Origin of the sequence: Pandoraea sp. (assembly GCF_041919235.1) — a bacterium.
Classification (GTDB): Bacteria; Pseudomonadota; Gammaproteobacteria; order Burkholderiales; family Burkholderiaceae; genus Pandoraea.
The window spans coordinates 35,138-61,817 of sequence record NZ_JAYRUC010000009.1; the positions used below are offsets into that span (position 1 = coordinate 35,138).

The 26,680-nt window shown below is 58.0% G+C and carries 23 protein-coding genes and 1 pseudogene; 14 read left to right on the forward strand and 10 right to left on the reverse strand.

Annotated features, from left to right (window positions below):
* Nucleotides 1-22: 22 nt before the first annotated feature.
* The 4 genes from ACE3UG_RS09125 to ACE3UG_RS09140 form a co-directional block, all read right to left on the reverse strand.
* Nucleotides 23-1,360 carry an MFS transporter gene (locus ACE3UG_RS09125; protein WP_374622587.1) on the reverse strand — a complete coding sequence of 446 codons (1,338 nt, stop codon included), beginning with the start codon at nucleotides 1,358-1,360 and terminating at the stop codon, nucleotides 23-25.
* A gap of 85 nt (nucleotides 1,361-1,445) precedes the next feature.
* A complete protein-coding gene (locus tag ACE3UG_RS09130; RefSeq protein ID WP_374622590.1) occupies nucleotides 1,446-2,807 on the reverse strand; it encodes an LLM class flavin-dependent oxidoreductase in 1,362 nt (453 codons plus the stop codon).
* Between the two features lie 94 nt (nucleotides 2,808-2,901).
* Nucleotides 2,902-3,402 (reverse strand): flavin reductase family protein, encoded by a 501-nt coding sequence (locus tag ACE3UG_RS09135; protein ID WP_374622592.1) that lies wholly within the window; start codon nucleotides 3,400-3,402, stop codon nucleotides 2,902-2,904.
* Between the two features lie 435 nt (nucleotides 3,403-3,837).
* Nucleotides 3,838-4,398: a hypothetical protein gene (locus tag ACE3UG_RS09140; RefSeq protein WP_374622595.1), complete on the reverse strand. Its 561-nt coding sequence runs from the start codon at nucleotides 4,396-4,398 to the stop codon at nucleotides 3,838-3,840.
* 378 nt (nucleotides 4,399-4,776) lie between these two features.
* Here ACE3UG_RS09140 and ACE3UG_RS09145 point away from each other — a divergent pair, with 378 nt between their 5' ends.
* From ACE3UG_RS09145 to ACE3UG_RS09190, 10 genes and pseudogenes are all read left to right on the forward strand, one after another.
* A complete protein-coding gene (locus ACE3UG_RS09145) occupies nucleotides 4,777-5,658 on the forward strand; it encodes a LysR family transcriptional regulator (RefSeq protein ID WP_374622598.1) in 882 nt (293 codons plus the stop codon).
* Between the two features lie 211 nt (nucleotides 5,659-5,869).
* Nucleotides 5,870-6,757, forward strand: coding sequence for a LysR family transcriptional regulator (locus tag ACE3UG_RS09150; protein ID WP_374622600.1), 888 nt, complete (start codon nucleotides 5,870-5,872; stop codon nucleotides 6,755-6,757).
* Between the two features lie 177 nt (nucleotides 6,758-6,934).
* Entirely contained in the window at nucleotides 6,935-7,945 is a 1,011-nt protein-coding gene (locus ACE3UG_RS09155; RefSeq protein ID WP_374622602.1) for a 2Fe-2S iron-sulfur cluster-binding protein, read from the forward strand.
* Nucleotides 7,946-7,997: 52 nt separating this feature from the next.
* Entirely contained in the window at nucleotides 7,998-9,107 is a 1,110-nt protein-coding gene (locus ACE3UG_RS09160; RefSeq protein ID WP_374622606.1) for a Rieske 2Fe-2S domain-containing protein, read from the forward strand.
* A gap of 65 nt (nucleotides 9,108-9,172) precedes the next feature.
* Nucleotides 9,173-10,576 (forward strand): TIGR00366 family protein, encoded by a 1,404-nt coding sequence (locus tag ACE3UG_RS09165; protein WP_374622609.1) that lies wholly within the window; start codon nucleotides 9,173-9,175, stop codon nucleotides 10,574-10,576.
* A gap of 71 nt (nucleotides 10,577-10,647) precedes the next feature.
* Complete coding sequence (locus tag ACE3UG_RS09170; RefSeq protein ID WP_374622612.1) at nucleotides 10,648-11,826, forward strand: CaiB/BaiF CoA transferase family protein; 1,179 nt, start codon at nucleotides 10,648-10,650, stop codon at nucleotides 11,824-11,826.
* Entirely contained in the window at nucleotides 11,826-12,548 is a 723-nt protein-coding gene (locus tag ACE3UG_RS09175) for an enoyl-CoA hydratase/isomerase family protein (protein WP_374622614.1), read from the forward strand. Before ACE3UG_RS09170 ends, ACE3UG_RS09175 begins: the two co-directional genes overlap by 1 nt.
* 37 nt (nucleotides 12,549-12,585) lie before the next feature.
* Nucleotides 12,586-13,692 carry an S-(hydroxymethyl)glutathione dehydrogenase/class III alcohol dehydrogenase gene (locus ACE3UG_RS09180; protein ID WP_374622617.1) on the forward strand — a complete coding sequence of 369 codons (1,107 nt, stop codon included), beginning with the start codon at nucleotides 12,586-12,588 and terminating at the stop codon, nucleotides 13,690-13,692.
* A gap of 10 nt (nucleotides 13,693-13,702) precedes the next feature.
* Nucleotides 13,703-14,588 (forward strand): annotated as a pseudogene (gene fghA, locus ACE3UG_RS09185) (S-formylglutathione hydrolase).
* Nucleotides 14,589-14,651: 63 nt separating this feature from the next.
* Entirely contained in the window at nucleotides 14,652-15,032 is a 381-nt protein-coding gene (locus ACE3UG_RS09190; RefSeq protein ID WP_374622620.1) for a VOC family protein, read from the forward strand.
* 212 nt (nucleotides 15,033-15,244) lie between these two features.
* Here ACE3UG_RS09190 and ACE3UG_RS09195 read toward each other — a convergent pair whose 3' ends face one another.
* From ACE3UG_RS09195 to ACE3UG_RS09220, 6 genes are all read right to left on the reverse strand, one after another.
* On the reverse strand, nucleotides 15,245-15,433 hold the full coding sequence (locus ACE3UG_RS09195; protein ID WP_278646460.1) for a hypothetical protein: 189 nt from the start codon (nucleotides 15,431-15,433) through the stop codon (nucleotides 15,245-15,247).
* Between the two features lie 13 nt (nucleotides 15,434-15,446).
* Nucleotides 15,447-16,034 carry a 3-phenylpropionate/cinnamic acid dioxygenase subunit beta gene (locus tag ACE3UG_RS09200; RefSeq protein WP_374622623.1) on the reverse strand — a complete coding sequence of 196 codons (588 nt, stop codon included), beginning with the start codon at nucleotides 16,032-16,034 and terminating at the stop codon, nucleotides 15,447-15,449.
* A gap of 20 nt (nucleotides 16,035-16,054) precedes the next feature.
* Nucleotides 16,055-16,849, reverse strand: coding sequence for an SDR family NAD(P)-dependent oxidoreductase (locus ACE3UG_RS09205; protein ID WP_374622626.1), 795 nt, complete (start codon nucleotides 16,847-16,849; stop codon nucleotides 16,055-16,057).
* 15 nt (nucleotides 16,850-16,864) lie between these two features.
* A complete protein-coding gene (locus ACE3UG_RS09210) occupies nucleotides 16,865-18,211 on the reverse strand; it encodes an aromatic ring-hydroxylating dioxygenase subunit alpha (protein ID WP_374622628.1) in 1,347 nt (448 codons plus the stop codon).
* A gap of 44 nt (nucleotides 18,212-18,255) precedes the next feature.
* Entirely contained in the window at nucleotides 18,256-19,344 is a 1,089-nt protein-coding gene (locus ACE3UG_RS09215; protein ID WP_374622631.1) for a 2Fe-2S iron-sulfur cluster-binding protein, read from the reverse strand.
* A gap of 473 nt (nucleotides 19,345-19,817) precedes the next feature.
* Entirely contained in the window at nucleotides 19,818-20,723 is a 906-nt protein-coding gene (locus tag ACE3UG_RS09220; RefSeq protein WP_374622634.1) for a LysR family transcriptional regulator, read from the reverse strand.
* 295 nt (nucleotides 20,724-21,018) lie between these two features.
* Here ACE3UG_RS09220 and hisC point away from each other — a divergent pair, with 295 nt between their 5' ends.
* The 4 genes from hisC to ACE3UG_RS09240 all read left to right on the forward strand — a co-directional run bounded on the left by hisC (nucleotide 21,019) and on the right by ACE3UG_RS09240 (nucleotide 26,677).
* Nucleotides 21,019-22,119: a histidinol-phosphate transaminase gene (hisC, locus tag ACE3UG_RS09225; RefSeq protein ID WP_374622637.1), complete on the forward strand. Its 1,101-nt coding sequence runs from the start codon at nucleotides 21,019-21,021 to the stop codon at nucleotides 22,117-22,119.
* 40 nt (nucleotides 22,120-22,159) lie between these two features.
* A complete protein-coding gene (locus ACE3UG_RS09230; protein ID WP_374622640.1) occupies nucleotides 22,160-23,455 on the forward strand; it encodes an MFS transporter in 1,296 nt (431 codons plus the stop codon).
* 118 nt (nucleotides 23,456-23,573) lie between these two features.
* Complete coding sequence (locus ACE3UG_RS09235) at nucleotides 23,574-25,250, forward strand: thiamine pyrophosphate-dependent enzyme (RefSeq protein WP_374622642.1); 1,677 nt, start codon at nucleotides 23,574-23,576, stop codon at nucleotides 25,248-25,250.
* On the forward strand, nucleotides 25,247-26,677 hold the full coding sequence (locus ACE3UG_RS09240) for an aldehyde dehydrogenase family protein (RefSeq protein ID WP_374622645.1): 1,431 nt from the start codon (nucleotides 25,247-25,249) through the stop codon (nucleotides 26,675-26,677). The genes ACE3UG_RS09235 and ACE3UG_RS09240 overlap by 4 nt, the downstream gene beginning before the upstream one ends.
* Nucleotides 26,678-26,680: the final 3 nt, after the last annotated feature.

The following is a 26,680-nucleotide window of genomic DNA, read 5'->3' on the forward strand; positions in this document are numbered from 1 at the left end:
GCGGCATGTGAGCGTGTATAAGCTAGCTTTTGAGGTCGCTACCAGCCGTTTCCTTCATGGACGCCGCTACGATGATAGTAATGATCGCCAGCACGATGATGTACGCCTGGAACAGCCAACTCGCCCCGATGGATTGTGTCCACGTATTGAGATAGGGGGCGGTGCCACCAAAGAGACCGACGGCCAGCGACGTGAGAATGCCGACCCCCACTCCACGCACTCGCCCGGGAACAAGCTCAGCCATCAAAGCCGGATAGTGGGCGACGCCGATAGTCCATATGACAAGACCGAGGGCTTGTGCCACGAAAAGCGTCCACGGTTGATTGGTCAGGAACATCTGGATCGGGATCGCCATCACGGCGATGAGCGAACCGAAGATCAGCATCGTCCGGCGACGGCCAATGCGGTCCGACATCACGCCGAAGATCGGCAGAAAAAGCAATGTGAGTGCCTGAGCGCAAAGACTTGCCACGTAGGCGCCTTTTGCATCCATCTTATGGATTGCAATTGCCATGGCAGGAGCGAAGGCCACCCAGATGTAGTACCAAACATTCATCGCCGCGTTCAGCGCAATGACCCGAATGGCGAACTTTGCGATTTCGCGTTTCGACAACGGTTTGCTATGCTCGCCTTTCGCTTGCTTGTTATGCAGCGCGGTGAAGGCCTCCGTCTCTACAGCCTTGCGCCGGATGAACAATGCATAGATGCCGAGGACCGCACCAATCCCGAATCCCACTCTCCACCCCCAGGAGTTCATCTCCTCGCCGGAAAGATTGGCGCTGAGAGCAGCAGCGACGCCGGTCGCAAGCATTACGCCGAGGATGACGCTCACGTAGACGGAGCTCGCCCACAGACCACGCTTCTCTTTCGGGGCGATTTCGGCTACGTACACGTACGACACACCGGATTCGCCGCCATGCGCAAAGCCCTGAATAACACGCATAAGAAACAGGGCCAACGACGCCCAAGATCCAATCTCAGCGTAACTCGGGAGCAAAGCAATGCCCAAGCTTGCCGCGGCAAGCAGCACCATCGTAGTCACCAGCGCAAGACGCCTGCCCTTACCGTCCGCTAGTCGACCGAAAACGAAGCCACCGATAGGACGTGCGAGGAAGCCACCCGCGAAGATCGCAAGCGTCGACAGCAGCGCAGCAGTGGGATCCGACTTACTGAAGAAATTCGCTGCCAAATAGACAGAGAACGTGCCGTAGATTGTCCAGTCGTACCACTCCAGAATATTGCCAACTGCTGCGGCTTTGAGGGACCGCTTTCGCTCTGCGATTGTGTATTTGCCATCATCGACTCTCGAGTCTGACAAATCCACTACACCGGGGGCGGTAGAAATGTTGCTTGTCTCCATGACTATCTCTTTATAGTGTCTAGCAATAATCGAAATCTAAGAGGAGGCCGCGCATCGCAGCCTTCGCTTAGGCAACAGCGCTTGTTCAGCGTTGGTATTCGGCCCCCGGATGCGGGCCGACCAAACGAGATGAGCCCCCGAAGAGCTTTTCTCGCAGCGTTCCCTGTGTATATTCGGTCTTGTAGATGCCCCGCGCTTGCAATTCAGGCACGACCAGCTCCACGAAGTCATTGATGCTTTCTGGAGCGATGGTGTAGGCCAGATTGAATCCGTCGATGTCGGTCTCTTCCATCCACTGTTGAAGTTCATCGACCACCTTCTTGATAGACCCCACAATGACAGGACCAGAGCCCCCTATGGCGAGGTGTTCAGCAACTTCACCGACAGTCCAGACGCGATTTGGGTCAGCGATCGTGAAGCGATCGATCGCGGTATGCATGCTGTCGTTACGAATGTGCTTCACCTCATCCTGAGGGTCACACGACGAGAAGTCGATGCCAGTCCAACCAGACATCAACGTGAGCGCGCCTTCGTAACTGGCATATTGCTTGTACTCATGCAGCTTTTCCTGGGCTTCTTCGTCGGTGCGACCCACGATAACGTTCATCATGGCAAAGACGACGAGGTCTTCCGGACGACGCCCCTGCTGAACTGCCGCTGCCCGCATCTTCTTGACGGTGTTGGTGAGCACATGCTTGGTGGGGCTGCTGACAAACACACATTCGGCGTGGCGTCCGGCAAATGCTTGGCCCTTGGGCGAAGATCCCGCTTGATAAAGAACGGGGGTTCGCTGGGGCGACGGTTCAGACAGATGGATACCGTTCAAGCGGAAGTACTCGCCGTCGTGATTGACCGCATGCACCTTTGAGGGATCGGCGTAGATGCCGCGTGTACGATCTCTGCAGACGGCGCCATCCTCCCAGCTACCCTCCCAAAGCTTGTACATCAGTTCCAGGTACTCTTCGGCGATGTCGTACCGTGTGTCGTGGTCGGTCTGCTTTGTTACGCCGCTGGCCTTCGCCGCACTGTTCAGGTAGCCCGTTACAATGTTCCAGCCCACTCTTCCGTTCGTGAGATGATCCAACGTGGTCATCTTCCGCGCAAAGGTATATGGCGGCTCGTACGACAGCGCACCGGTTACACCGAAGCCGAGATGTTCCGTAACCGCGGCCATTGCCGGAACGAGCAAGAACGGATCACAGTTTGGAACCTGGACGCCGTTGCGCAGCGCCGCGTCACAGTTGCTTCCGTAGACGTCATAGACGCCGGTGACATCGGCGAGAAATATCCCATCGAACTTCCCCCGTTCGAGGACTTTGGCGAGTTCTTGCCAATATTTGAGGGTGGAGTATTCGGAGGAGCGATCACGAGGATGACGCCAAAGACCCTGGGACTGGTGCACCCCCGTATTCATATCGAACGCGTTAATTCGAATCTCTTTTTTCATTTGATGATCCCCTATGGAATAGTATTTTTGGATGCGCGTCTCCCCGCCCCGTCATTTCCGGGGCGTGATTAGGGAAGACCGTCGCGTAACGGAATTAGGCTGCTTCGAACTCAGCGAGCGCGGTGAACTGCCCGCCGTAGTACACCAGCGGTTCCCTGTCGTGGACGTGCGTGCGTTCGAGCCGACCGACGACAATGGTGTGGTCGCCTTCGGAAATGGTGTTTTCGACAATGCACTCACCTTGAGCGAGTGCCCCGTCAATCAGCGGGCTGCCAACGGCGCCGATCGTATGGCGAACATTCTGAAATTTCTCCTCGCTCTTCGAGGCAAAGATCTTGCAGATGTCGGTTTGCTCAGAAGCCAGAAAGTTGATGCAGAAGTGGCCGCTGAGTGTGATGGCGCCGAGCGTGTTCGAAGCGTTGTTGAGGCAGATGAGAAAGAGGGGTGGGGTCAACGACAAGGACGTGACCGCACTCATCGTAATACCGTGGGACTTGCCCTCGCTGTCTCGCGTGGTGATAACCGCGACTCCCGTAGGAAAGCGACCGGCGAAACGGCGAAGATCGACAGCGTTGGTGTTGGGGGACGTGTCCATGAATGTCTCCTTGTTCGTGTGATGCCATTCTGGTACGCGCCACTCATCGATTCAAACGAAAAAAACCATTGTCTATCGATCGATTTTTTCGAAGGCCAACAATCCCGACACGTCTCTTTTTGCACTCACTTGTTATCTTTTGTTCACTCCTTCGGGTAAACCCGGTCAAGATAAAGCCCGCGCATCGAACGCAACTGCACCGTTCAGTCCGGTCCAAACGTCAGGCCCAAGGCGATTTCTTGAGTCGGCAATCGGCAGGCGTCCAAGTCCCGATGCGGAAGCGCGACATCGATGCCTTGGTCAATGAGAACCAGCTCTTGGCGACAGTCGGCGACGCCGTCGTCCCACTTTTGAGAATGGCATGACGTCGGCAGTCGTCGGATGGCCATTGCTCTTGACCGATGCATCGCCCCCATCGACCGACATACCCCCACTTCATTTCGAGCCGGCATGGGTCATGCAGCCCTGTGTCCAAGAATCGACTCCAGACCCAAAAGTAGCCTTTGCACCAAAGTTGGCGACCATTCCCCACCCGCTCCCCAGGAGCTGGAGAACGCGCAAAGGATGGACCGGCACGCGGGCGCGATACACCGTCGACAGTACGCCGAAGGTCTTGACCTCAGATTCCAGATCTTCCTCGTCGTCCATGGCGCGGCGCCAGCCGGGCGAATTGACTAGAGCCGCAGCGCCGAATAAGCCTGTATTCATGATGCTTTCCAGCTCAACCTCGCCCATTATCATTGGATAAATCCTCGCCGCAGGATGGAACACAGCCAAGGTTGCTGAGAGGCTCGCGCGCTCGTCATCAGCGACGAGGTCACACCGGCTCACGAGAATAACGTTGGCATATTCAACCTGATCCAACACCAGTTGACCAACGGAGCGACCTGCATCTCCCACCGAGTTACGCGGGCCAGATGTGATCGTCGGGATAACGCCAAACATGAAAGTCCGTTCGAGACCAATAGTGCAGCCGAGCGGAATAGACGCTAACATTCAATGCCCCACCTGCTCGACGGAAAAGGTGCCTTCGCAACTTGCGACGTCATCCGCGCGGCGCTTCGCCGCAAGCATGTAGCCAGATGCGGCTTACTGCCAGTATCCGAACCTGCGATCTGCCTCGACGTCGCTCGTCGCATACGTTCTTCTCATGACGTTGCTCACTGTTCACCGTTATCGGGGCACTCGGCAAGATGTTCATGGCGTCGAACCGACAAATTTTGGGAGAGTGAATTTCGCGGCCACATACGTAGTTCCCCCCCTCGGGTTCGACGAGACCGATGAACTCAAACGCGCCGGATAGCGGACAAGGCCACCTTGCGAGCTGTGCCGAATGATCAAGCTGGCCAACGATCACATGGGAGTTATGCTGAAGTGAACACGAAGCAGTTAGAGAGTTTTCTGATGATTGCAAAATTAGGAAGCTTTGCCGCCGCAGCGGAGCGCCTTCATGTCACGCAATCGACTATCTCGGCCAGAATCCAGGAATTGGAGGAAGCGCTTGGCGTTGCGCTGTTTGACCGCTCGCAACGTCAAGTCCACCTGACGCCAAAAGGTAGAGACCTGATCGCATATGCGCAGCAAGTGTCAGACTTATTCGCTGAGATCAAAGATCAAATTGCGTCCACGAATTTGATGACAGGAGTGGTACGGGTCGGCGTCGCGGAACTCGTTGCATTGACTTGGCTTTCTCATTTTGCAAAGCTTGTTCGCAAAGAGTATCCCGGGGTACTTCTGGAATTCGCTGTCGGCCTCAATCCATTTCTTCTGGAAGGAATTCGAAGCGGAGAATTGGATATAGCCGTTATTGCAGGACCTACTTCCGACGTTGAGTTATGTGCTTCACATGTGGGAAATGTACATTTTTACTGGATGTGCGGATCGAATTTCGAGTTACCCGAAGGTACTCTCAATGCCCGTGATCTCCGCAAACTCCCCATCATCTACCAAGGCACAGATTCGTACACCACACAAATAACTAATCGATGGCTCGGTCTGCCGACCATCAAACGGCAGCGGGGAACGTCTTGCAACAGTTTAGCTGCCGTAAAGTCGCTCACCGTCGCTGGTGTTGGCATAAGTTTATTGCCCGAAAGGATCTTTGAAGACTCGATCGCTTCAGGGGAACTCACGCAACTCCCAACTGAACCTCCAGGCGTAGATATGCCCTTTACCGTTATTTATGCTAAACGCTCGTCCGCAAAAATTCTGGAGGAAATCGCGGCTCTGTGCAAAGTTTCGAGCTCGTTCGACTGACCCGGTGACCTCGGCACCATAGTGGCATCGGCCGGCGGCCGTGCGCCGGCTAGAAGTTGTCGGTCGCGTCGCTAGCGGACGCTATCAGGTCGTCCCACATTCATAGCAAGTCCTTCACGCCGATCCGCCCGCCATTGGTATCAAGGTCTTCGAAATGCTCGTCGCGGATGCCTGTATGCTATGAGAACGGATTTACTCCCGGCAGCCAGCCTTGACTCTACAGCAACTTGAAACGTTCTACTGGATCGTTCAGCTCGACGGGTTCGCGCCCGCCGCGGAACGGCTTTGCGCAACGCAATCTACCGTCTCGATGAGATTGCGTGAGTTGGAGCGAAGTCTGGGCGTGGAGCTGTTCGACAGAACTCAGCGTAAGGCTCGACTGACCCCGCGCGGCCGTGAGGTATTGGACTATGCGACGCGAATTCTGAATTTATCTTCGGAACTCTCTCATCGTGTCGCGGCTCCTGACTCCGTGAGCGGCACCATCCGAATGGGCGTCGCGGAGGTCGTATCCATCTCCTGGCTTCCTGCGTTGATCAAGACAATCGCGTACGAGTATCCGCAAGTCCGGCTGGAGATCGACGAGGCGCTCACTAGCGATCTAATGGACTCGCTTGCGCAGGGAGAACTCGACTTGGTACTCGCCCCCGGCTACACGCGGATGCATGATGTGTCTGCGCTGTCTCTTGGGAACGTGGATTTCGCCTGGATGGCCCGTCCGGGAATGGTGTCGATACGAGAGGAGCATACGCCGGCCGACCTGGCTCAATATCCGATCATTGGGCTCAAGCCTCAGTCGTTCCACAGCGCTGCAATTGATGCATGGTTCCTGCGCGATCACGCGCATTGCCACTACTTGGCGCGATGCAAAAGCATGGGAGTCGCAGCTTCTCTGGCGATGGCAGGTATGGGCGTGACATATCTGCCGCAGCCCAATTTCCGGCGGGAACTCGAAGAAGGCTCGCTGGAGATCATTGAAGTTACCAACCCGTTTGAACCCGTGGAGTTTGTCGCGGCGGTATCCCCCGAGCATACCTACTCCCTTCCCAGTGCGATCGCCGAGATCGCGCAGAGAGTCAGTATGTTCCGGAAGAAGTAGCCGGATGTACTGCATGGCCCCTGTGCACAAGCAGGCGACGCAACACATCAATTTATTAGATGTGATTTTGTAGAAATATATCGTTTGAATCAAGCTGTCGCACCTCCTAGGCTTAAAGCAACTCAGATGATCTCGCCGCCGCCTTCGGCCGGTTGAGCAAGCCTTCAGGAGACCGCGATGGACCTCATAGTCGAACGACCGACTGCAATTCCCCACGGGATAACAGCCGTTGGCAAATACCCCGTTTCGATCCGTTCAATTCGCAAGCTCGGTGCCGACATCTGTGCATTTGAGTTAGTGAACTCGACTGGCGCGTCGTTGCCCGCTTTCTCCGCCGGCGCCCATCTCGACGTACACCTTCCGTCAGGCCTCATTCGCCAGTATTCGATCTGCAGCGATCCCGCCGATGTCAGCCACTACGTCATCGCGGTACTGAAGGATCATGCCGGGCGCGGCGGCTCCGTGGAAATGCACCAACTTTCCGCCGGAGACCAAGTCCTCATTTCAGCGCCTCGCAATCACTTTCCTTTAGCGAGTGCGGCGACACACCATGTCTTCGTGGCCGGCGGTATCGGCATCACGCCTATTCGTTCAATGATGACCGCCGCGCTAGCGCGAGGTGACACTTTTCAACTGTATTACTGCACGCGCTCACCAGAACGTACAGCGTTCCTTGAGGAATTTCTCCCCCTCGTGAAGGCCGGCGTGGCCGTGATCCATCATGACGAGGGCGATCCTGCAAAGGGACTTGACCTGGGCGTTGTGCTGCGCGAACAGCCGACTGGCGCGCATCTCTACTACTGCGGCCCATCACGTTTCATGGACGCCGTTGACGCCAGTTCCGCTCACTGGGCACCAAATACACGGCACTGCGAGCGCTTCTCGGCGCCTCCACCACATACCAATACTGTCCCGCCCGCTCCAGAAGCGTCATTCGACATCTGCCTCGCCCGCTGCGGTAAGACCTTTACGGTGCCCCCGGGGAAAACCATCGTCCAGATCCTGCGTGAAAACTCAGTCGACGTCGACGTCTCGTGCGAGGAAGGCTACTGCGGCACATGCATGACGCGCTATCTGGACGGTGACCCCATCCATCGCGACAGTGTCCTCGACGAGGACGACCAGCAGGAGTTCGTCATGATCTGCTGCTGCCGCGCCCGAAGCGAAAAGTTGACGCTTGACCTGTAGGCGAGCGATCGCTTCAAGCTTTTTACCCCCAGAAGACGAGGAGACCATAGACATGAGCAAATTTGAATTTGTGAAGAATTGCTGGTACCCGATCGGTTTCTCGCGGGAATTTCCCGCGCAAGAGCTCAAGGGTTTCAAGGTTGCGGGCAAGCCCATCGTGATATGGCGAACCCGCGACGGCGAAATGGTCGCGTTTGACGATCGCTGCTGTCACAAGCGCTTCCCGCTCTCTCAGAGCAAGCTTCTTGACGACGGTCGCCTCGAATGCGCATACCATGGTCTTTGCTATGACACGAGCGGCCAGTGCGTGGAAATTCCCTCGCAACCAGGCAAGATTCCACCGCAGGCCCGTCTGCATGTCGTACCAGTGCGGGAAACTGACGGCGTGGTATGGGTATGGCCCGGCGAGCAGAAGGCCGCCACGGATATTGAACCACCTCGCACGCCCGAAGTGACTTCCGTGGACAAGGATGCCGTGGGCTCGCCGCAGCCACTGGAAGTGCCGGCCAACTACTTGCTGCTGATCGAGAACCTCCTTGATATCACGCACTTTTATCCACTCCACGATGGCAATATCGGCGACAAGGCAAACAGCCTGATTCCCGTACAACTCGAAGAAGGCAATGTCGGGGGCTGCGACTATGTCAAGACCATCCGTCATGTGCATGGCTACCGGCAGCCGCCCTATCTGCGCGAGTGGTTCCATTACGACGAGGTGGAACGCCTGCACACACACTGCATGGTGACCCCCGGCCTGACCCGCGTAGAAATGCGCGTTGCACCGGAGGGCCAGCTTGGCACCGCAATGGAGCGTGGCTATACGATTTTGCATCTCCACTACCCCGTCGACGAGGCAAACCTCGTGTGGCGCTGGAATGTCTCCTGCACGAAGGGACATACAACGCTGAGCGACACCAGCACCCTCACGGCCCACAAAGTCGCGGAGATGTTCCCCGAGGTGGTCGCGCAGGACCAGTGGGCCTTGGAGCGGCAACAGAAGATGTTTGACTACCCGGACGACGACTACTCCGAACTCTTCCTGAAAACGGACAAGGCACTGCGCCGCGCCCGACAGATCCTCTTGGGCATGCAGCGGCAGGAGCGCCAGGAGGAGAAGGTCATTATCCCCATTCATCCCCAGCCCGCCGAAGCCGCGGCCTAAAGCATTGCGCCACAGATTACAGAGGCCCGATATGGGCCCGCAACCCTCTGATGAGGAGACACATCATGGAAGCAAATGAAATCGGCCTGTCACGGCCCCTGTCGCAAAAGACATGGATGCAGCGCGCAATCGGGTCGTGCGTCTATCTGTTTGAGCGGCTGATGCCTGACCCGTTCGTGATCGTGATCTTGCTGACGGCGATGACGGCGGGCTGCGCAGCCGTCTTCGCTCCCAGCGGCTCGATCAGCAATATTTTGTCCGGCTGGTACAAAGGAATTTTCGGCATTTTTACCTTCGCTTTCCAGATGGTACTAGTGCTAGTCACTGGGTACGCCTTGGCCAGTGCTCCCATCATTCGGAGCGGCTTGCAACGTCTCACCATGCTCGCCACGGGGCCGCTCTCAGCGGTCGCGTTGGTCTCGATCGTGGGCGCCTTCGCCACGTTCCTCAACTGGGGATTCGGGCTTGTCGTTGGCGCGATGCTAGCCAAGGAAGTCGCCAAGCGGGTACGCGTCGACTTCGCGTGGCTCGTCGCTGCGGGCTACACGGCTTGGGTTCTATGGGCCTTTACTGGTATGTCCAGCTCGATCGCCCTGTCCATCGCATCACCGGGGAACCCGCTTAATATCGTCGAGCAACATACCGGTGCCGTAGTGCCGCTTGCCCATACCGTGTTTTCAGGATGGAGTCTGGCGGCGGGACTTATCGCCACGCTACTGCTGCCGTTTGTGTTCATGATGATGCGTCCGTCAGACAGCGACACAATTGCCGCCGATCCGAAAGCAATCGAGGCCAGCGAAGCCGCCGTTTCTGCTCCCAAGCGGCGCGATTGCCTCGCCGGCTTGCTGGAACGGTCCCGACTGTGCGCATTGGTGTTTGTGGTGGCAGGTGCAGCTTACCTCGGGCAACATTGGAGCGCGAACGGCATACAGTTGGATATCAATACCGTTATCTTCATCTTCTTGCTCGCCGGGTTGTGCCTGCACGGCAGCGCTGGCGCCTATGTTCATGCGGTAACGGACGCGGCGAAGGTGACGGGCCCTATGCTGCTGCAGTATCCCTTTTACGGCGGCATCATGGGGATCATGCATGCCACCGGTCTGGCGGAAGTCGCTTCTGCATCGTTCATCCGCTTCGCCACCACCGATACCCTGCCTTTTTGGAGCTACCTTGGCTCCATCATTATTACCATCTTCATTCCTAGTGGTGGTGGCCACTGGGCAGTGCAAGGTCCTTTCACGATCCCGGCGGCCCAACAACTTGGTTCGACCCTGGCAGGCACATCGATGGCCGTCGCCACAGGTGAATTGGCCGGAAGTCTACTGCAGCCTTTCTGGGCCATCCCCGTCGTCGCTATCGCTGGCGTAGGTGTACAGCGAGTGCTGGGCTTCACGCTGGTCAGCTTCATCACCGCGGGTACCTTTTTCGGATTGCTGTACCTCCTGATCGTGCCGCATGTCGGCGCCTGACCGATTCCTCCCGGCGGTACGGAAATTGGCGCCGCCGGCAGCACTCTTCAACCCACTTCAGGACTAAAGCGATGACTAACCCAGGACAACAGACCCTCCCTCTGGAAGGCTTGCGAGTGATCGAGATCTGCAATGTGGCTGCGGGCCCATATTGCGCCATGCTGCTTGCAGACATGGGCGCAGATGTCATCAAGATCGAACATCCGGAAGGCGGCGATACGTTGCGGAGTTGGCCACCCATTTCGGCCGGCTACAGCGAGAACTTTGCCTCCCTGAATCGGAACAAGCGTTCGGTGACCCTCGATCTGAAGGCTCCGGCCGATCTTTCGCGGGTGTTGGAACTGATCGACTCCGCGGACATCCTCGTCGAGAACAACCGGCCCGGCGTCATGGATAGGCTAGGGCTAGGTTATAAGGCTCTGCGCCAGCGCAATCCGCAATTGGTCTACTGCTCGATCTCCGCCTACGGCCAAGCCGGCCCGCGCGCCAGCGAGGGGGGCTTCGACCTGACCCTGCAGGCAATGAGTGGCATCATGAGCGTGACAGGCGAACCAGGAGGACCGCCCGTGAAGTGCGGGGTGCCGATCGCAGATTTCTCGGCCGGGCTCTACGCTGCATTTGCCATCGTCTGCGCATACAAGCAGGCCAGCGCAACCAGCAAGGGAACGCATGTCGATATCTCTATGCTCGGTGCCACACTTGGCATTGCTGCCTTGCAGACGTCTGAGTTCTTCGGCAGTGGTCGCGATCCGGTCAAACTGGGGAGCGCTCACCCACGCAATGCGCCGTATCAAGTGTTTGCCTGTCGCGACGGCTACTTTGGCATGGCAGCCGGGAACAACGCGCTATGGCGCTCGGTATGTGGCGTCATGTCGCGCGATGAATGGCTGGCTGATGGCCGTTTCGCCAGTCCCACGCTGCGCGCAAATCATCAGATGGAACTTCGCACACTACTAGAAGCCGAGTTCATTCGGGAGGACGCAGCTACGTGGCTGGAGCGGTTTCGAGCGGCGGGCGTGCCGTGCGCGCCGATCAACAGTTACTCCGATGTACTGGCCGACGAACAAGTGGAGTACATGCAGTGGGTCCAGCCTCTCACGCTGCCCAATGGGGTGGAGACTCGCACCTTTGCTTCGCCGATTCGCCTTTCCGGAAGGAACCTGCCAATCCGCAGTGCCCCGCCGGCGCTGGGAGAACATAACGCGACGATTCTAGATGCAACCGAAGTGTCTAGTAAGGAGATCGCGTAATGACTGACACCCTGATCGTCGATCAGAACGCCGATTCTGTCACACTCACGCTGAATCGACCCGACAAGTTGAATTCCCTGTGTTCAGAGCTTGTTGAAGCTTTGATCGACGCGATCCAACTTGCCCACGCCAACGAGCATGTCAGGCTTATCTCCTTCCGCGGCATGGGGCGCAACTTCTGCGCGGGCTTCGACCTGAGCAACCTCAACCAGGAAACGGACGCGAGCCTTCTCCTGCGGTTGGTCAGGATCGAAACCATGCTGCAACTGATTGCGCATTCTCGCTGCATGACGGTTGCGTACGCTCATGGGAAGAATTTTGGCGCCGGCGTCGATCTGTTCGCCGCCTGTAAAAGACGTTATGCCACGTCGGAAGCAAAGTTTCGCATGCCCGGTCTGCTGTTTGACCTGGTACTCGGAACACGCCGCTTCTCCGCACTCGTCGGCTCCGAACGGGCTCGTGAAATCCTACAAACGGTGCGCGAGATTCCCGCCGATGAAGCTAGCCAGATCGGTCTGGTTTCCCGCATCACCGAGCAGGATGACTGGGCTGACATGTTTGCACGTGACATGAAGGAAGTGGGCATGCTTTCGTCCCACGCGCAGCAATCCCTATACGCAGCGGTACATCAATCGACAGCAGACGTGGACATGGCGGCATTGGTCAGGTCGGCTGCGGTGCCAGGATTGCGACACCGCGTCGAGCGGTATCTTGGTCGATAGGCCCTCCCAATTTTGACACTCTAGACACGCGAAACTTATGAAGACGAAAGCTGCAATCGCCTGGGAAGCCGGCGCCCGCCTGACCATCGAAACCGTTGACCTGGAAGCCCCGCGCGCCGGGGAGGTGCTGGTCGAAATCAAGGCCACCGGCATCTGCCATACCGACTACTACACGCTGTCCGGCGCCGACCCGGAAGGCATCTTCCCGGCCATCCTGGGCCATGAAGGCGCAGGCATCGTCACCGACGTGGGCCCCGGCGTGACCTCGCTGAAGCCGGGCGATCACGTAATCCCCCTCTACACGCCCGAATGCCGCCAGTGCAAGTTCTGCCTGTCGCGCAAGACCAACCTGTGCCAGGCCATCCGCCCCACCCAGGGCAAGGGCCTGATGCCCGACGGCACGTCGCGCTTCTCGATCGACGGCAAGCCGATCTTCCACTACATGGGCACGTCGACGTTTGCCAACCACATCGTGGTGCCGGAAATCGCGCTGGCCAAGATTCGTCCGGACGCACCGTTCGACAAGGTCTGCTACATCGGTTGCGGCGTGACCACGGGCGTGGGCGCCGTGCTGTTCACGGCCAAGGTGGAAGCCGGCGCCAACGTGGTGGTGTTCGGGCTGGGCGGCATCGGCCTGAACGTGATTCAGGCGGCCAAGATGGTGGGCGCCGACAAGATCATCGGTGTCGACCTGAACCCGGGCCGCGAAGCCATGGCACGCAAGTTCGGCATGACCCACTTCATCAATCCGAAGGACGTCGAGAACGTGGTGGACGCCATCGTGCAACTGACCGATGGCGGCGCCGACTACTCGTTCGAGTGCATCGGCAATCCGCAGGTCATGCGCCAGGCGCTGGAGTGCTGCCACAAGGGCTGGGGCAAGTCGATCATCATCGGCGTGGCCGAAGCCGGCGCGGAGATCTCGACACGGCCGTTCCAACTGGTGACGGGCCGCGAATGGAAGGGTTCCGCCTTTGGCGGCGCCCGTGGCCGTACCGACGTGCCGAGGATCGTCGACTGGTACATGGAAGGCAAGTTGAACATCGACGATCTGATCACGCACACCCTGCCGCTCGACCGCGTCAACGAGGGCTTCGATCTAATGAAGCGCGGTGATTCGATCCGCTCGGTGGTTCTGTACTAAGGCGCGCAAAATGGAACTGATATCGCAACACGGCTGCCATGGCGATGTGCAGCGCTTCTACCGGCATGACTCCAAAGAGATTGGATTGCCAATGCACTTCGCCGTGTTCCTGCCGCCGCAAGCACAGGACGGTGGAAAGCTACCGGTAATGTTCTACTTGGCCGGTCTGACCTGTACCGATGACACCTTCATGATCAAGGCCGGCGCGCAGCGTTTTGCCGTCGAGCAGGGTTTGATGCTGGTGGCGCTCGACACTAGCCCGCGCGGCGCCGACGTGCCGGGCGAGGCCGATGCGCGGGACGTCGGTGTCGGTGCGGGCTTCTACGTGGACGCCGCCGAGGCGCCCTGGAGCAGGTACTGGCGGATGGAAAGCTATATCGCCGAGGAACTGTTCCACCTAGTCACCACTGCGCTGCCTGGCGACGCTGACCGCGAGGGCATTTGCGGACACTCAATGGGCGGACATGGCGCTCTAGTCTTGGCACAACGGAATCCCGAGCGCTTCCGCTCGGTGTCGGCCTTCGCGCCAATCACAGCGCCGTCCCTGTGCCCGTGGGGAGAAAAGGCTTTGACCGGCTACCTCGGCGTTAGCAGAAGCGTTTGGGCAGAGCATGATGCGACGGCACTGATGCGTAAGCAAGTCCCCCCCTTTTCCAGACGGAATTTTGATAGACCAAGGGTTATCGGATCAGTACCTGCACGAGCAACTCATGCCCGACGCGTTCGCGGAAGCCTGCGCTCACGTAGGGCAAAGCCTAAATCTGCGGCTGCATGAGGATTACGACCACGGCTACTTCTTTATCGCTTCCCTCATGGCAGACCATATTCGCTTCCACGGAAACGTCCCGAATAGCACTTCTCTAAAGCCAATGTCGATTCAAGATTTTGTGCTGTAAATGCCCTGCACCACCCCGTTCTTCCACGCCCTGTTCATCTCTTAACTCCAAGGAAATTTAAAAATGTCAGTCTTTACCCATATTGTTATCGGCACGAATGATCTGGAGCGCGCTCGCGCATTCTATGACGACGTACTCGCGACACTTGGCATCGCGCGCGTCGCAAACCTAGACAATGCCTCGCTGTGGGGCATAGACGCTCCTGAGTTCATGGTCACCAAGCCAGGCAACGGCTTGCCTTCCACGTATGCCAACGGAGGTACTATCAGCTTCGTAGCGTCCAGTCGGACCGCAGTACATGCCTTCCATGAAGCCGCAATCGCGAAAGGTGCACGGGATGAAGGCGCACCGGGGCCACGGAATTTTACCCCTACCGCCTATGCGGCATACGTAAGAGATCCCGATGGCAATAAGATTTGCACATATTGCTTTGCCCCCGCATAAACCATCCTATGCTGCGTTTTGCATTAGACGGAAGGCGAGATAACGTATAGTTTCCGCTTAGTTTCGGGAGCCTTCTAAAAGCGTAGTCGTGCTGATCGCCTCGATCGCCGAGCCGGACTAGCCCGGCGGGAGCCCAATGAAATCAGGCCCGCTCTACGAGTGGGCCTGATTTCGCTTTGGTCGAGTGCGCCTGCCAAGGGTGCCGGTCTGGATCAGGCCAAACCGACAGCTTCCTCGCAGTGCAGCAATTCTTCCGAGCCGACGAGTGAAGGCGATTTCGGCGCTTCGAGATAGCGCACCTGCACCCAGATGCCATCACCGATGTTTTCGATCACTTCCGCTACGGCTCCTTCCTTGAGAGCCAGCTTCTGACCGGGCTGCAATTCCATGAAGTTGATCATGATTTCACCTTCGTTAGAAAAACATTGTCAGGTTCTTGGCGAGAAGCACCGTCTGTCCGAGGTCAATCTCGCGACGCACAAGCTTCCACGCATCACCTTCGCGACGGTAGACGTCATTGCGCTTGCCGGTGAAGTAGTATTCCTCGTACTCGCAACGGTTCTGGTACGTCACGAATCGGCTGCGCACCGCGACTTCCTGCTGGCCGACGCTGTTCGTGCTGATGCCGGTGATCTGAACGTTCGTTACGAGTCGGCAGAGGCGCGAGAGCGGCTCCTCAGCCCAGTGAACGCCGGTCAGAATCTGCTCGGCTCGTTTCGTGAGCGTCCACTTGCCCTCGTTGAACCAGCTCATATCCTTCTCGAAACTGGTCTTTTCGCGGGCAGCGTGCTCGCCAAACTTGACGTTATACGTCATCGGCATGAAGTAGACGAGGTCATCGCTGAGCGTATCGAGCCACTCATTGAAGCGACGCTGGTCAAGCATCTCGGCCTCGTCATAGAGATGCTCTTCGAGCTCACGCTTCAGCTCGTAGTATTTGGCGTCCCGCGTGATGCGCACGTCCTGCTGGGGCGCTTCGCTTTCATTCACAAGTTCGGTCATTTTTGAATCCGTCCATGCATTCATTGTTTGGGGGAAACGGGGCCGCCTTGATGGGCGAAACAACCGACATCAATTACAGAGCCCGAGATGGTTGCCGCTTCGTCGGAGAGAAGGAACGCAACGGCGTTAGCCAGATCCTTGCCGTTTGCCGGCCTACCGGCGACGGTGCCGGCGACGGCGCGCTGACGGAACACGGCTTCGTCGCCGCCTACTCGCCCCACGCTCATACCGGACACGATGCCGCCGCCCCCCGGGATCGCCACGTTGACACGAATATGGTCGTGAAAATGGTCATACGCCATCGCAGAGCTCAGAGCGAGAATCGCACCCTTCGAACTCGCGTAAGCAGCCATGTTCGGCTTGCCATATCCAGCGCCCGATCCAATGTTGACGATTGAGCCGCCGCCGTTCACACGCATGTGCGGGATAACAGCACGGCTGGTCAAGTATGTTCCGCGAACATTGACCGCAAAAATGCGATCGAATAGCGCCTCGTCAGTGTCGAGGACCGTTCCCAAAGGACCGATAGCCGCGTTGTTCACAAGCCCATCGACCTGGCCGTAGCGTGTGATCGCGTGCTCGACCACCCTGTCCACCGCTGCAGCATCAGACACATCGGCATCGAGGACGTCGACTCTGTCAGCAAGGCCCCGTTCCTTGAGCTCCGCGAACAAATCGTCGAAGCCCCGAGCAGTGCTCGAGACCTGCGCTGCGCTAAGTCCGAACGCCACCACCTGATGCCCGCGTTCGACCAGGTCAATCGCGATGGATTGCCCGAGCCCGAAGGTACCGCCTGTTACTATGGTTACTGGCATGATGATTTCCGTTCGTCAGCCTTGAACGACCGCAACTTCGTCTTTCTTGCCGAGAAGCGTGTCCCAGTCCGCGCCGTTCATGTAGTCCTTCCAGCGACGATAGAACTGACGGGGATTCTCCTCGCTCACCTGAAGGCTCACATTGCCTTCGACCGGCCCCTTCCCTGCGCCCAATGCCGTGCCCATCGACTGCTGATAGTTGTACGGGTAACGCTTGGCGATCACGCCCGTGCTGCCGGCAGTTGCGTAGTTCCAGTTCTCCATATCATCCTGCTCGGTCATACCTGCCGGGCCGGAATAGCGCATGTAGTAGTGGCGCAGGAAGTCCTTCACCTCCTGCGGAGCGTTCTTGTCGACAAGGAAGAAGCGCCATGCTTCAGTTGCCGTCGGACCATGCGGATGCCACACGCAGATCGAGCGCGGCTGCTTGCCGTGGAAAGACGCGTTCGGAAAGATCGTGCCAACGAAGGGGACAAGGCGTGCGTCGTCGCCCAGTTTGCGTTGGCGCTCCTCGTGGCAATGACGGAAGTACTCCGCGACGATTGGGTCGTTCTGGAACGTGTTCACGAACGGCGTGTTCTCGGGCATGATCGCGCTGTGAACGCCGTGACCGCTCGGGAAGTTTACCCACACGTGCTTCGCGTGCTCGAGCTCGTTGTCGCGGCGGCCCTTGACGCCCGCTTCCGCGCTCGGCCCAATGCCGATCAGATCGACGGAGCGGTGGCTAACGTTGTGATACGTATCTCCAAGGAAGTTCTCTGCTGCGAACTTCCAGTTACACGGAATGATCCACTTGTGGACACCCATCAGAACTTCTGAACCACCTTCGCTGCCATCGCGTCCGTCCAGTGCGAGGTCAAGGTGCGTCTTCGCGTCGCCAAGGTAGGTCAGGAAATCTGGCGCATCCTTGTCCCACGTTGCCCAGATCGTGCCCTTGTAGTTACACAGCTTCGCCACTTCGATCAGCGACCAATCTTCCTTCTGCAGGCAACCTTCGTACAGGTTTTTGAACTGCGGCACGCCGAACAGCTTGCCTTCGGTCGTGTAGCTCCAGCTGTGATACGGGCACGTGAACAGTTGCGTGTTGCCATGATCGTATTGACAAACCTTCATGCCGCGATGGCGGCACGAGTTCAGGAACACGTGAATCTGATGCTTCTTGTCACGCGCAAGAATCACAGACTCGGTACCCATGCGGGACGTGAAGTAGTCCCCCGGATTCGGAATCTGGCTTTCGTGACCAACAAAAAGCCAAGCACGGGTGAATACCTTCTCAAGCTCTTCGTCAAACACCGCTTTCTCGGAAAAGATCTCGCGGCTAATCACCCCTTGTTCCGGGTCAATCATGGCATCGTAGTTCATACGCTCTCTCACCGTAATAATTTAGAAACTCATCTTGAATTCGTTCACGCGAAGCGCTCGCACAACGCGTCGCCTTTGCGCAGCCCAGCCTTTGCAATCGCGTTTCGCCCCGCCTCGACCATCGGCGGCGGCCCGCAGAGATACACCTGAGTTCGCGGATCAACACTCGTCGAAGCGATGAGATCGGTGCCGTAACCCTCGTGGCAATTTTTTATAGCGTCGACTTCCGCCGAGTACTGAACTTCCAGCCGCGGGAAGGCCTCCTTCAACGCGGCGATTTCTTCCTGCGCGAAGAAGTGCTTGCCGGTGCGGACGCCAACGATCAATCGCGTAGGACTTGGCTCGTAACGTCCAGCACCGATCGCACGCAGCATTGCCAGGAACGGCGCGAGTCCGGTTCCGCCCGCAACAAACAACCTTGGCCGATCGTCGTCGCGAAGGAAAAAACTGCCTCGGGGAGGGCTGACTTCGATCGCATCTCCGTGTTTCGCTTTGGTCGCGAGCCACGTCGAAAACAACCCACCGGGAACAATGCGAACATAAAACGTCAGCCGTGACTGACCTGATTCGTTGGCCATGGAATAGGAGCGCGTTTCGGCCACACCGTCGGGCTTGAGCTTCACATACTGCCCGGGCAGAAAATCGACAGCGGTGTCCACATCGACGTCAAGTCGAAGCGTCTCATCCGCGACTTGCGTGACCGAGTGCACACGACCGATCTGAGGCGCGGCTTCTTCTGCACTGGCCTCGCTGGCGTCATAAGGCAGCTCAACGATAACCGGCTCAGTGACGCGGGTCACGCAGCAGAGAATCGCCCCGTCGTCACGCTCATCATCCGGCAAAACGCTCGGATCGTAATCATCGAGCTCGACCTGACCGGACACACATTGACCGGCACACGTCCCGCATTGACCGTTCGAACAATCGGTGAGCAAGCTCAATCCGGAACGAGATGCGGCGTCGACGAGTTTCTCGCCCGGTTCAGCATCGAATCGATGAGTAACGCCGTCAGCGAAGAGCAGCGTGATGGGGATGGTTGTCATGCTTCGTTCCAAAATTTCAAAGGACATGCCGTCGGCGCGTGCCTGTGAGCCCAACTGACCGAAGCGACGGACGATGGTTGCCGTCGGCATTCGCGGTCAACACGACACGCCGCTGGCAACTACACGAAAAAGGAGAACTCCTCGGACATGCGGAACTGGAGTTGGATCGGGACTAAGTGCGGCATGTTGCGTCTCCTGGTCGGACACCTCATGTGTCCAACACGTGATATTTATGTCCATTGTACGAACTCAACTCCAATTGTCAAGATTAAAAATTGAGCAAATGGCCAGATACCGGCGCGACAACCAGAGATGGCGGCACCGGCCAAATCGCATGAAGAGGAGGACTGGATAGCGCCTGAGCGCTCGCAAATGCGTGCTAGCAGGCTAGAGAGGTGGGATATAGAGAGCGGAGCAAGTGCCCCGCATTGAGCGACTGAACATGCCCAGAAGGGAGGCGATGCTAGGGATTACACTGAGTCAAAAGTGCCAAAGATCAAGATGAACCGCGAGTACTCATCGTGTTACGCCGGGCAAGTGGGATTCGACGGTTACGTACAGCATCAGACCGGGCCGACGCGCTTATGCCATAGCTCGATAAACGACTCTGCAGCCGGTGACAGCGAATGCTCTGACCTAGTCACCAGATGAATGTCGCGCCGTACCATCGGCCCCACGAGCTTGTGGGCCTTGATATCCGGGTGGGGGTATGTGGCTAGCAGCGTGCCGGGAAAAATGGCGACGCCCAACCCAGCCTGGACCATCGAAAGCCCGGTGGCCATGTACGAAACCTCATAGTCCGGCGACTTCCGTAATCCCAAACCGAAAAGCGTCTCGTCGATCAGCATCCGAAGACCGGTACCGGATTTCGCGCTGATCCAAGGCAGGTGCAATATGTCCTCCCAACGAACTCGCTTCAATGCTCCGAGTTCGGAATCCTTCCGACAGAAGACACAAAGATGGTCTTTCGCGAGGCACTGAAGCGTGATTCCGTCGGGTTGATCGTCGCCACGGCCGATGCCGACACCGATTCCGAATTCAATATCGCCAGCCAACGTTGCAGCGGTCAGCCTCTCCGGTCCGGCGTCGTCGACCCGGACCTCGATGTTCGGAAAAAGCACTTTGTACTCGGCCACCAACGCCGGAACGATGGCCACGGCAATCGATGGCGTTGACGCAAAATTCAATTGGCCCCGGCTTCTCGTGAGCAGTTCCTGGACGCTCCCCTTTAGCGAATCCATGTCACGGAGCATGCGCTCAACCGTTGGAATAAGAGCTTCCGCAGCCACCGTGGGTCTTAGCGACCTCGACGTCCGATCGAAGAGTCGCATCCCCAGATTCTCTTCCAGCTGACGAATCAAGACACTGACTGCAGGTTGGGAAATACACATTTCCTCGCCTACACGCGTCAACACCCCAAAGCGGTATGCGAGGGAGAAAGCCTCCAGTTGTCGAAGGGTCGGATTCATAAAATTACTTTATGGAATGTTTTTTTGTCGTTGTTGGATTGTATGACCTCGGAGGCATACATTTCAACGAACAAGGCGCCGCACTCGCGTAAGCGTGAACTGCGCCGCGTTGGAGACACACCTAAAACCGGACGTCATCGGCTATGCACATGGTTCTCGATAACCATCCAGCAACGACTGGCCGACGTACGCCAATAGGGCAAAGCCCCCCCTGTGTTCGACACCGACCCACACTCTACGTGAGCGTCGTCACACCGTGGCACGCCCTAGCTGACAGCAATAAGGCAGAGATCGCATGACACGCATCAACCCCAACGTCCTCCAGGCTCGCCCCTACCAAGCAGGCAAACCCACCAGCGAGCTCGCGCGCGAGTACGGGCTCAACGAGGCAAGCATCATCAAGCTTGCATCAAACGAGAATCCGCTGGGCATGTCTCCCCGCGCAAAAACGAACGCAACGCTTGCCATAGAGACGTCTTGGCTGTACCCGGATCCGAACGGGTTTGACTTGAAGCATACGCTGGCGGAGCGATGCGACGTCAGTCCGAAAAACATCACGCTCGGCAATGGTTCGAACGATCTGCTCGAACTCGTCGCGAGCATCTCTCTTGCTCCGGGCCGCTCGTCGGTCTACTCGCAATATGCGTTCACGGTGTACGCACAGGCCACGCTGCGAGCCGGCGCACAAGGCATCGCAGTTCCCGCCAGAGATTACGGGCACGACCTCGACGCGATGGCAGCAGCGGTACGTGACGATACAAGCGTGGTGTTCATTTCGAACCCGAACAACCCCACCGGCACCTACCTTGAACCGGCATCAATTGAGCGCTTCATCAAAGGAGTCCCTAGCGATGTGCTGATCGTGCTTGACGAGGCCTACAACGAGTATCTGCCGGATACGCTGCGCTATGACAGCATCGCTTGGGTCAAAACGTACCCGAACCTCGTAGTGATGCGCACGTTCTCGAAGGCTTATGGACTTGCTGGCCTTCGCGTGGGCTATGCGATCAGCAGCCCCGAAGTCTGCGATTTTCTCAATCGAGTCCGCCCTGCGTTCAACGTGAGCAATGTTGCACAAGCAGCTGCGATCGGCGCACTTGAGGATACGGAGTTCTGCGAGACGACGTTCCACATGAATCTCGCCGGCCTCGCACAACTAGAAGCGGGCTTTACCGCTTTGTCCATTCCCTACGTCAAGTCCTACGGGAACTTCATCCTTGCATGCTTCGGCGAGGCAGCCGCAGACGTGAACCAGCACCTGCTTAAGCGCGGCGTGATCGTACGCCCAGTTGCGAACTACGGCCTTCCGCAATGGTTGCGTATCTCGGTCGGTTTGCCCGAACAGAATGCAGCGCTGCTATCCCACCTGAACGAATTGCAAAAGAAAGCGCAGTGATCCTGCTCAGCCGACCTCATACACATCAAGGAACAGCGCAATGGCTATCTATCAAATCGAGTCCCGATCGGTAAATTGGCGCGGCGCCATCGCTTCGACGATCGGCAATATGCTGGAGTGGTACGACTTCATCATCTTTGGCTTCCTGTCAATACTCATCTCGAAGCAATTCTTTCCAGCCGCTGACACGTACACGTCGATTCTCTTCGTGACTGCTACGACCGGCGCTGGCCTGATCTTTCGTCCGATTGGCGGAATCTTGATCGGCATGTATGCCGACCGCGTTGGCCGCCGTCAGGCGTTGATGTTGGTCATCATGCTGATGACCCTCGCTACGTTGATATTAGCCTTCACTCCAACCTACGCCCAGATTGGCGTGGGAGCCACGGTTCTTGTCGTACTTGCTCGAATTCTCCAAGGGATCTCAGCTGGCGGTGAATTTGGGACGGCGACGGCACTGCTCGTCGAGTACGCGCCAGAGAACCGCCGAAATCTATTCGGCAGCTTCCAAATGTTTGCTCAGTGCTTTGGATCGCTGGTGTCTGCCTGCATGGGGGCGCTTCTCACCAATGTTTTCTCTCCTGCCGAGCTGGAAGCCTGGGCATGGCGTATTCCGTTTGTCCTTGGGCTCATCATCGGACCGTACGGCATGTACTTGCGCCGGAACCTGACGGAAACCGAGGATTTCAAGGAATCGAAAGGCGCGCACAAAGGCAGCCTAAAGGTTGCCATCGCGAAGTATCCGCGCGAGCTCGTTGTCGCGACCGCCCTCAGCGGTGCACTGAACGTCATGGGGTACGTGCTGATCACCTACGTTCCCATTTACGCTGTGGCCAATCTTGGGCTCAAAGCAAGCGTCCCGTTCAACGTTCTAGTCGTTGCGGTACTGGTGCGAATGGCCGTCATCCCTGTCTTCGGACTTCTGGCAGATCGCGTCGGCGGAGCCGCCATCCTGAAGACATCACTCGTGCTGTTCCTGATCGTGGTCTACCCGTGCTTCTACTGGGTCATCAATCAACCTGGCATCGTCTCCCTCATGGTCGCTGAAGTCATCTTCGCGACGTTGATGGGAGCGTTCCAGGGGCCGGTATCAACGTTGTCCGCCCAGCTCTTCCCCGTCGAAGTCCGCTCCACAGCACTATCTCTCTCGTACAACATTGGCGCATCTCTGCTTGGCGGCCTGACGCCTCCGCTACTCACGTGGCTGATTCACGCGACAGGCGACATGTTTGTGCCGGCTCACTACTGCGCGGTGTTCTTCCTTCTTGGCATTGGCGGTTTTCTGATGGTGAGAGGAGCCCCGGCGGCAGCCCCTCGACTATCTGAATCCCATTGACCCTCAATGAGTTCGGGGGGCCATAGAGGCCGCCCTTTTGACTACCTGAAAACTCGATCTGTCGCGAGAGATCCTGACGCGCTCTCGCCACTCACCTGTTCAAACACTGGAGAACCCCATGACCAAGACCGGCGGCCAACTACTCGTGCAAAGCCTCATCGATAACGATGTTCGCGACCTGTTCATGATTCCCGGAATCCAGCTTGACTGGGCCGTGGACGCTCTGCGCCAACGCAGTGACGAAATTCGCCTCTTCGTGCCTCGTCACGAGCAAAGCACGACCTACATGGCTGACGGCTACTACCGCGCGTCCGGCAAGGTCGGTGCCGCGATGGTGGTGCCGGGCCCTGGCGCACTTAACGCCGGTGCAGGACTGGCAACCGCGTACGCATCCAACTCAAAGGTTCTCTTCATGACCGGCCAGATTCACTCGACCGGCGTAGGGCGCGGCTGCGGCCTGCTTCATGAAATCAAGGACCAAACGGGCTTCGTTAAGGGCCTCACCAAATGGAATCAGTTTGTGAACGGTCCGACCGAGATTCCTGGAGCCGTCAATGAGGCGTTCCGCCAACTCGCGACGGGCCGCCCCCGTCCGGTCGGCATCGAAATTCCGCACGACTATCTGAGCGCGAAACTCGACGCAATTACCGATCAAAGCGCCGCCGGCGGCAGCGCGCCCAATGGCGAACTCGACAGCAAAGCCCTGGACGCAGCAGCAAAGCTTCTGAACGAAGCTCGCCTGCCCGTCATCTATGTCGGCAGCGGCATTTTCCACACGGACGCGACCGAGCATCTGCAAGCGCTGGCGGAAAAAATTGGCGCACCTGTCGTCATGAGTGACAACGGCCGTGGAGCACTCAGCGATCGCCACCCGCTCGCAATGAACTCGCTGGCAGGCCGTGCCGTCTTCCAACACGCCGACGTCGTTCTTGTCGTCGGTAGCCGCTTTGTCGACGTTCTTACCCCGACCGCATCCTGGCCGGCCGGCAAGACGCGTTTCATCCATATCAATATTGACCCGGCTGATCTCGGCGCTCCGCGCTCGCCCGAGGTCGCAATTACCGCAGACGCAGCGCAAGCGCTGCCCGTGCTCACCGATCGACTGATCTCGCGTGAGGCAATCTCGAATGAGAACGCACAACAGGTCAAGGACTGGGCACAGGGGCAAATCAATGCGATCTCGCCGCAAGCGGAATATGTCTCGCAACTGCGCGCCGCAATGCCTGACGATGCTGTCTTTGTTAACGAGTTGACGCAGATCGGCTACCTGGCTCGGATTGCGTTGCCTGTCTACGGCCCGCGCACCTACATCGGCCCGGGTTATCAAGGCACACTTGGGTATGGCTTCCCGCTGGCGCTTGGCGCCGCCGTCGGCGCAGGCGGGCGTCGCGTCGTATCGATCACGGGTGATGGCGGCTTCGGCTGGAACATGCAGGAACTCGCAACGGCACGACGTTACAACTTGCCGGTGACGCTGATCGTGTTCAACGACGGCCACTACGGCAACGTTCGATCGATCCAGAAGCGCGAGTTTGGCGCCGAGGTCGCAGTTGATCTAACCAACCCCGACTTCCGTAGCCTGGCGCAAGCATTCGGCATCGCGTTCACGCAGGTGGAGAATCCGGAGCAATTGGGCGGCGCAGTCAAGGACTCCATGCAGCACGATGGCCCCGTGATGATCGAAGTGAAGGTCGGTGTCATGCCGAGCCCGTGGCATCTCCTCCGCCTGCAGCCCATGAGCGGCATGTCTGGCCCGGCTGCGCCGACCAACCCGCTTGACGAGGTGTACCGTTGAAGCAATACAACCACTTCTACGTCGACGGTGGGTTGGCCGCCTCCAACGGCGCCAGCCACATCCCCGTCGTCAGCCCTATGACCGAGCAGATCATCGGGGAAGTTCGGTCCTGCTCGCCCGAAGACGTTCAGCGAGCGATCGCATCGGCTCAAAAAACACTGCCGGCGTGGGCCAGCAGCAGTCTGGCCGACCGTAAGGCACTGTTGGTTCGCTTGCGCGCCGAGATCGAGAAGCGCACAGAAGCCTTCGCTGAATCACTCGCGCGCGAGATGGGCTGCCCCGTGTGGTTGGGCTGCGCAATGCAAGTCCCCATGGGGTTGCGCGGACTGGACTTTGCCATTGAAGGCATTGACGCCATTACCTGGACCGAGCGCGTCGGTAACGGATTAGTGCAACGCGTTCCCGTTGGCGTTGTCGCGGCAATTACGCCATGGAACTTCCCTCTCCACCAGATCGTTGCAAAGGTGGCTGCGGCAATTGCGGCGGGATGCACCACAGTGCTCAAGCCCAGCGAGGTCTCGCCAGGTGCGGGACAGCTATTCATCGAAGCCATTCACGCGAGTGGTGCACCTGCCGGCCTAGTGAATTTGGTCTGGGGCGGCGCTGATGTCGGACACGCCTTGGTAACGAGTCCGTCCATCAACAAGATCAGCTTCACTGGCTCGACTAACGTTGGCCGCCAAATCATGGCTGCCGCCGCGGAAAACCTGACACCGGTCACGCTGGAGCTCGGCGGGAAGTCAGCAGCGGTGATTCTCGACGACGCAGATCTTGATCTGGCTATCACGGCCGTCGCACGCTTGGCACTAGTCAACGCAGGTCAGGCGTGTGTCAGCCAATCTCGTCTGATCGCGCCCTCCCGTCTGGTGCCAGAAATCGTAGATCGCGTCCGGGCGGCGCTGAAAGCATGGCCGATGGGAGATCCGATGAGCGCAGAAACCAGGCTGGGTCCGGTAGCGACTGTATCCCAGTTCGGACACATAAATCGGATGATCGAACAAGCGCGTGCTGGCGGCGCTCGGCTATGTACTGGCGGGGATGGAGCTACTAGCAAGCAGTCGCAGGGTTGGTTCGTTCCGCCGACGCTGTTCTCCGACGTAACCCCCGACATGGATATCGCCCAGAAGGAGGTGTTCGGACCGGTGCTCGCGTTGATGGGATACGACTCGGTGACTGACGCGATCCGTCTCGCAAACTCGACCCGCTATGGCTTGTCAGGCGCGGTCTGGTCCGCCGACGTCGCTCAGGCCGCAGCGTTCGCGTCGCAAATGACGACGGGACAGGTTGTCATTAATGGCGCGCCGCAGAACCTGGCCACACCGTTTGGCGGCGTCGGAGACTCCGGCTTTGGTCGGGAGAATGGCCGATTCGGCATCGAAGAGCTGCTGACGTATCGAGCCGTGCACGGTTCAGAAGCGCTGTCATAAGCG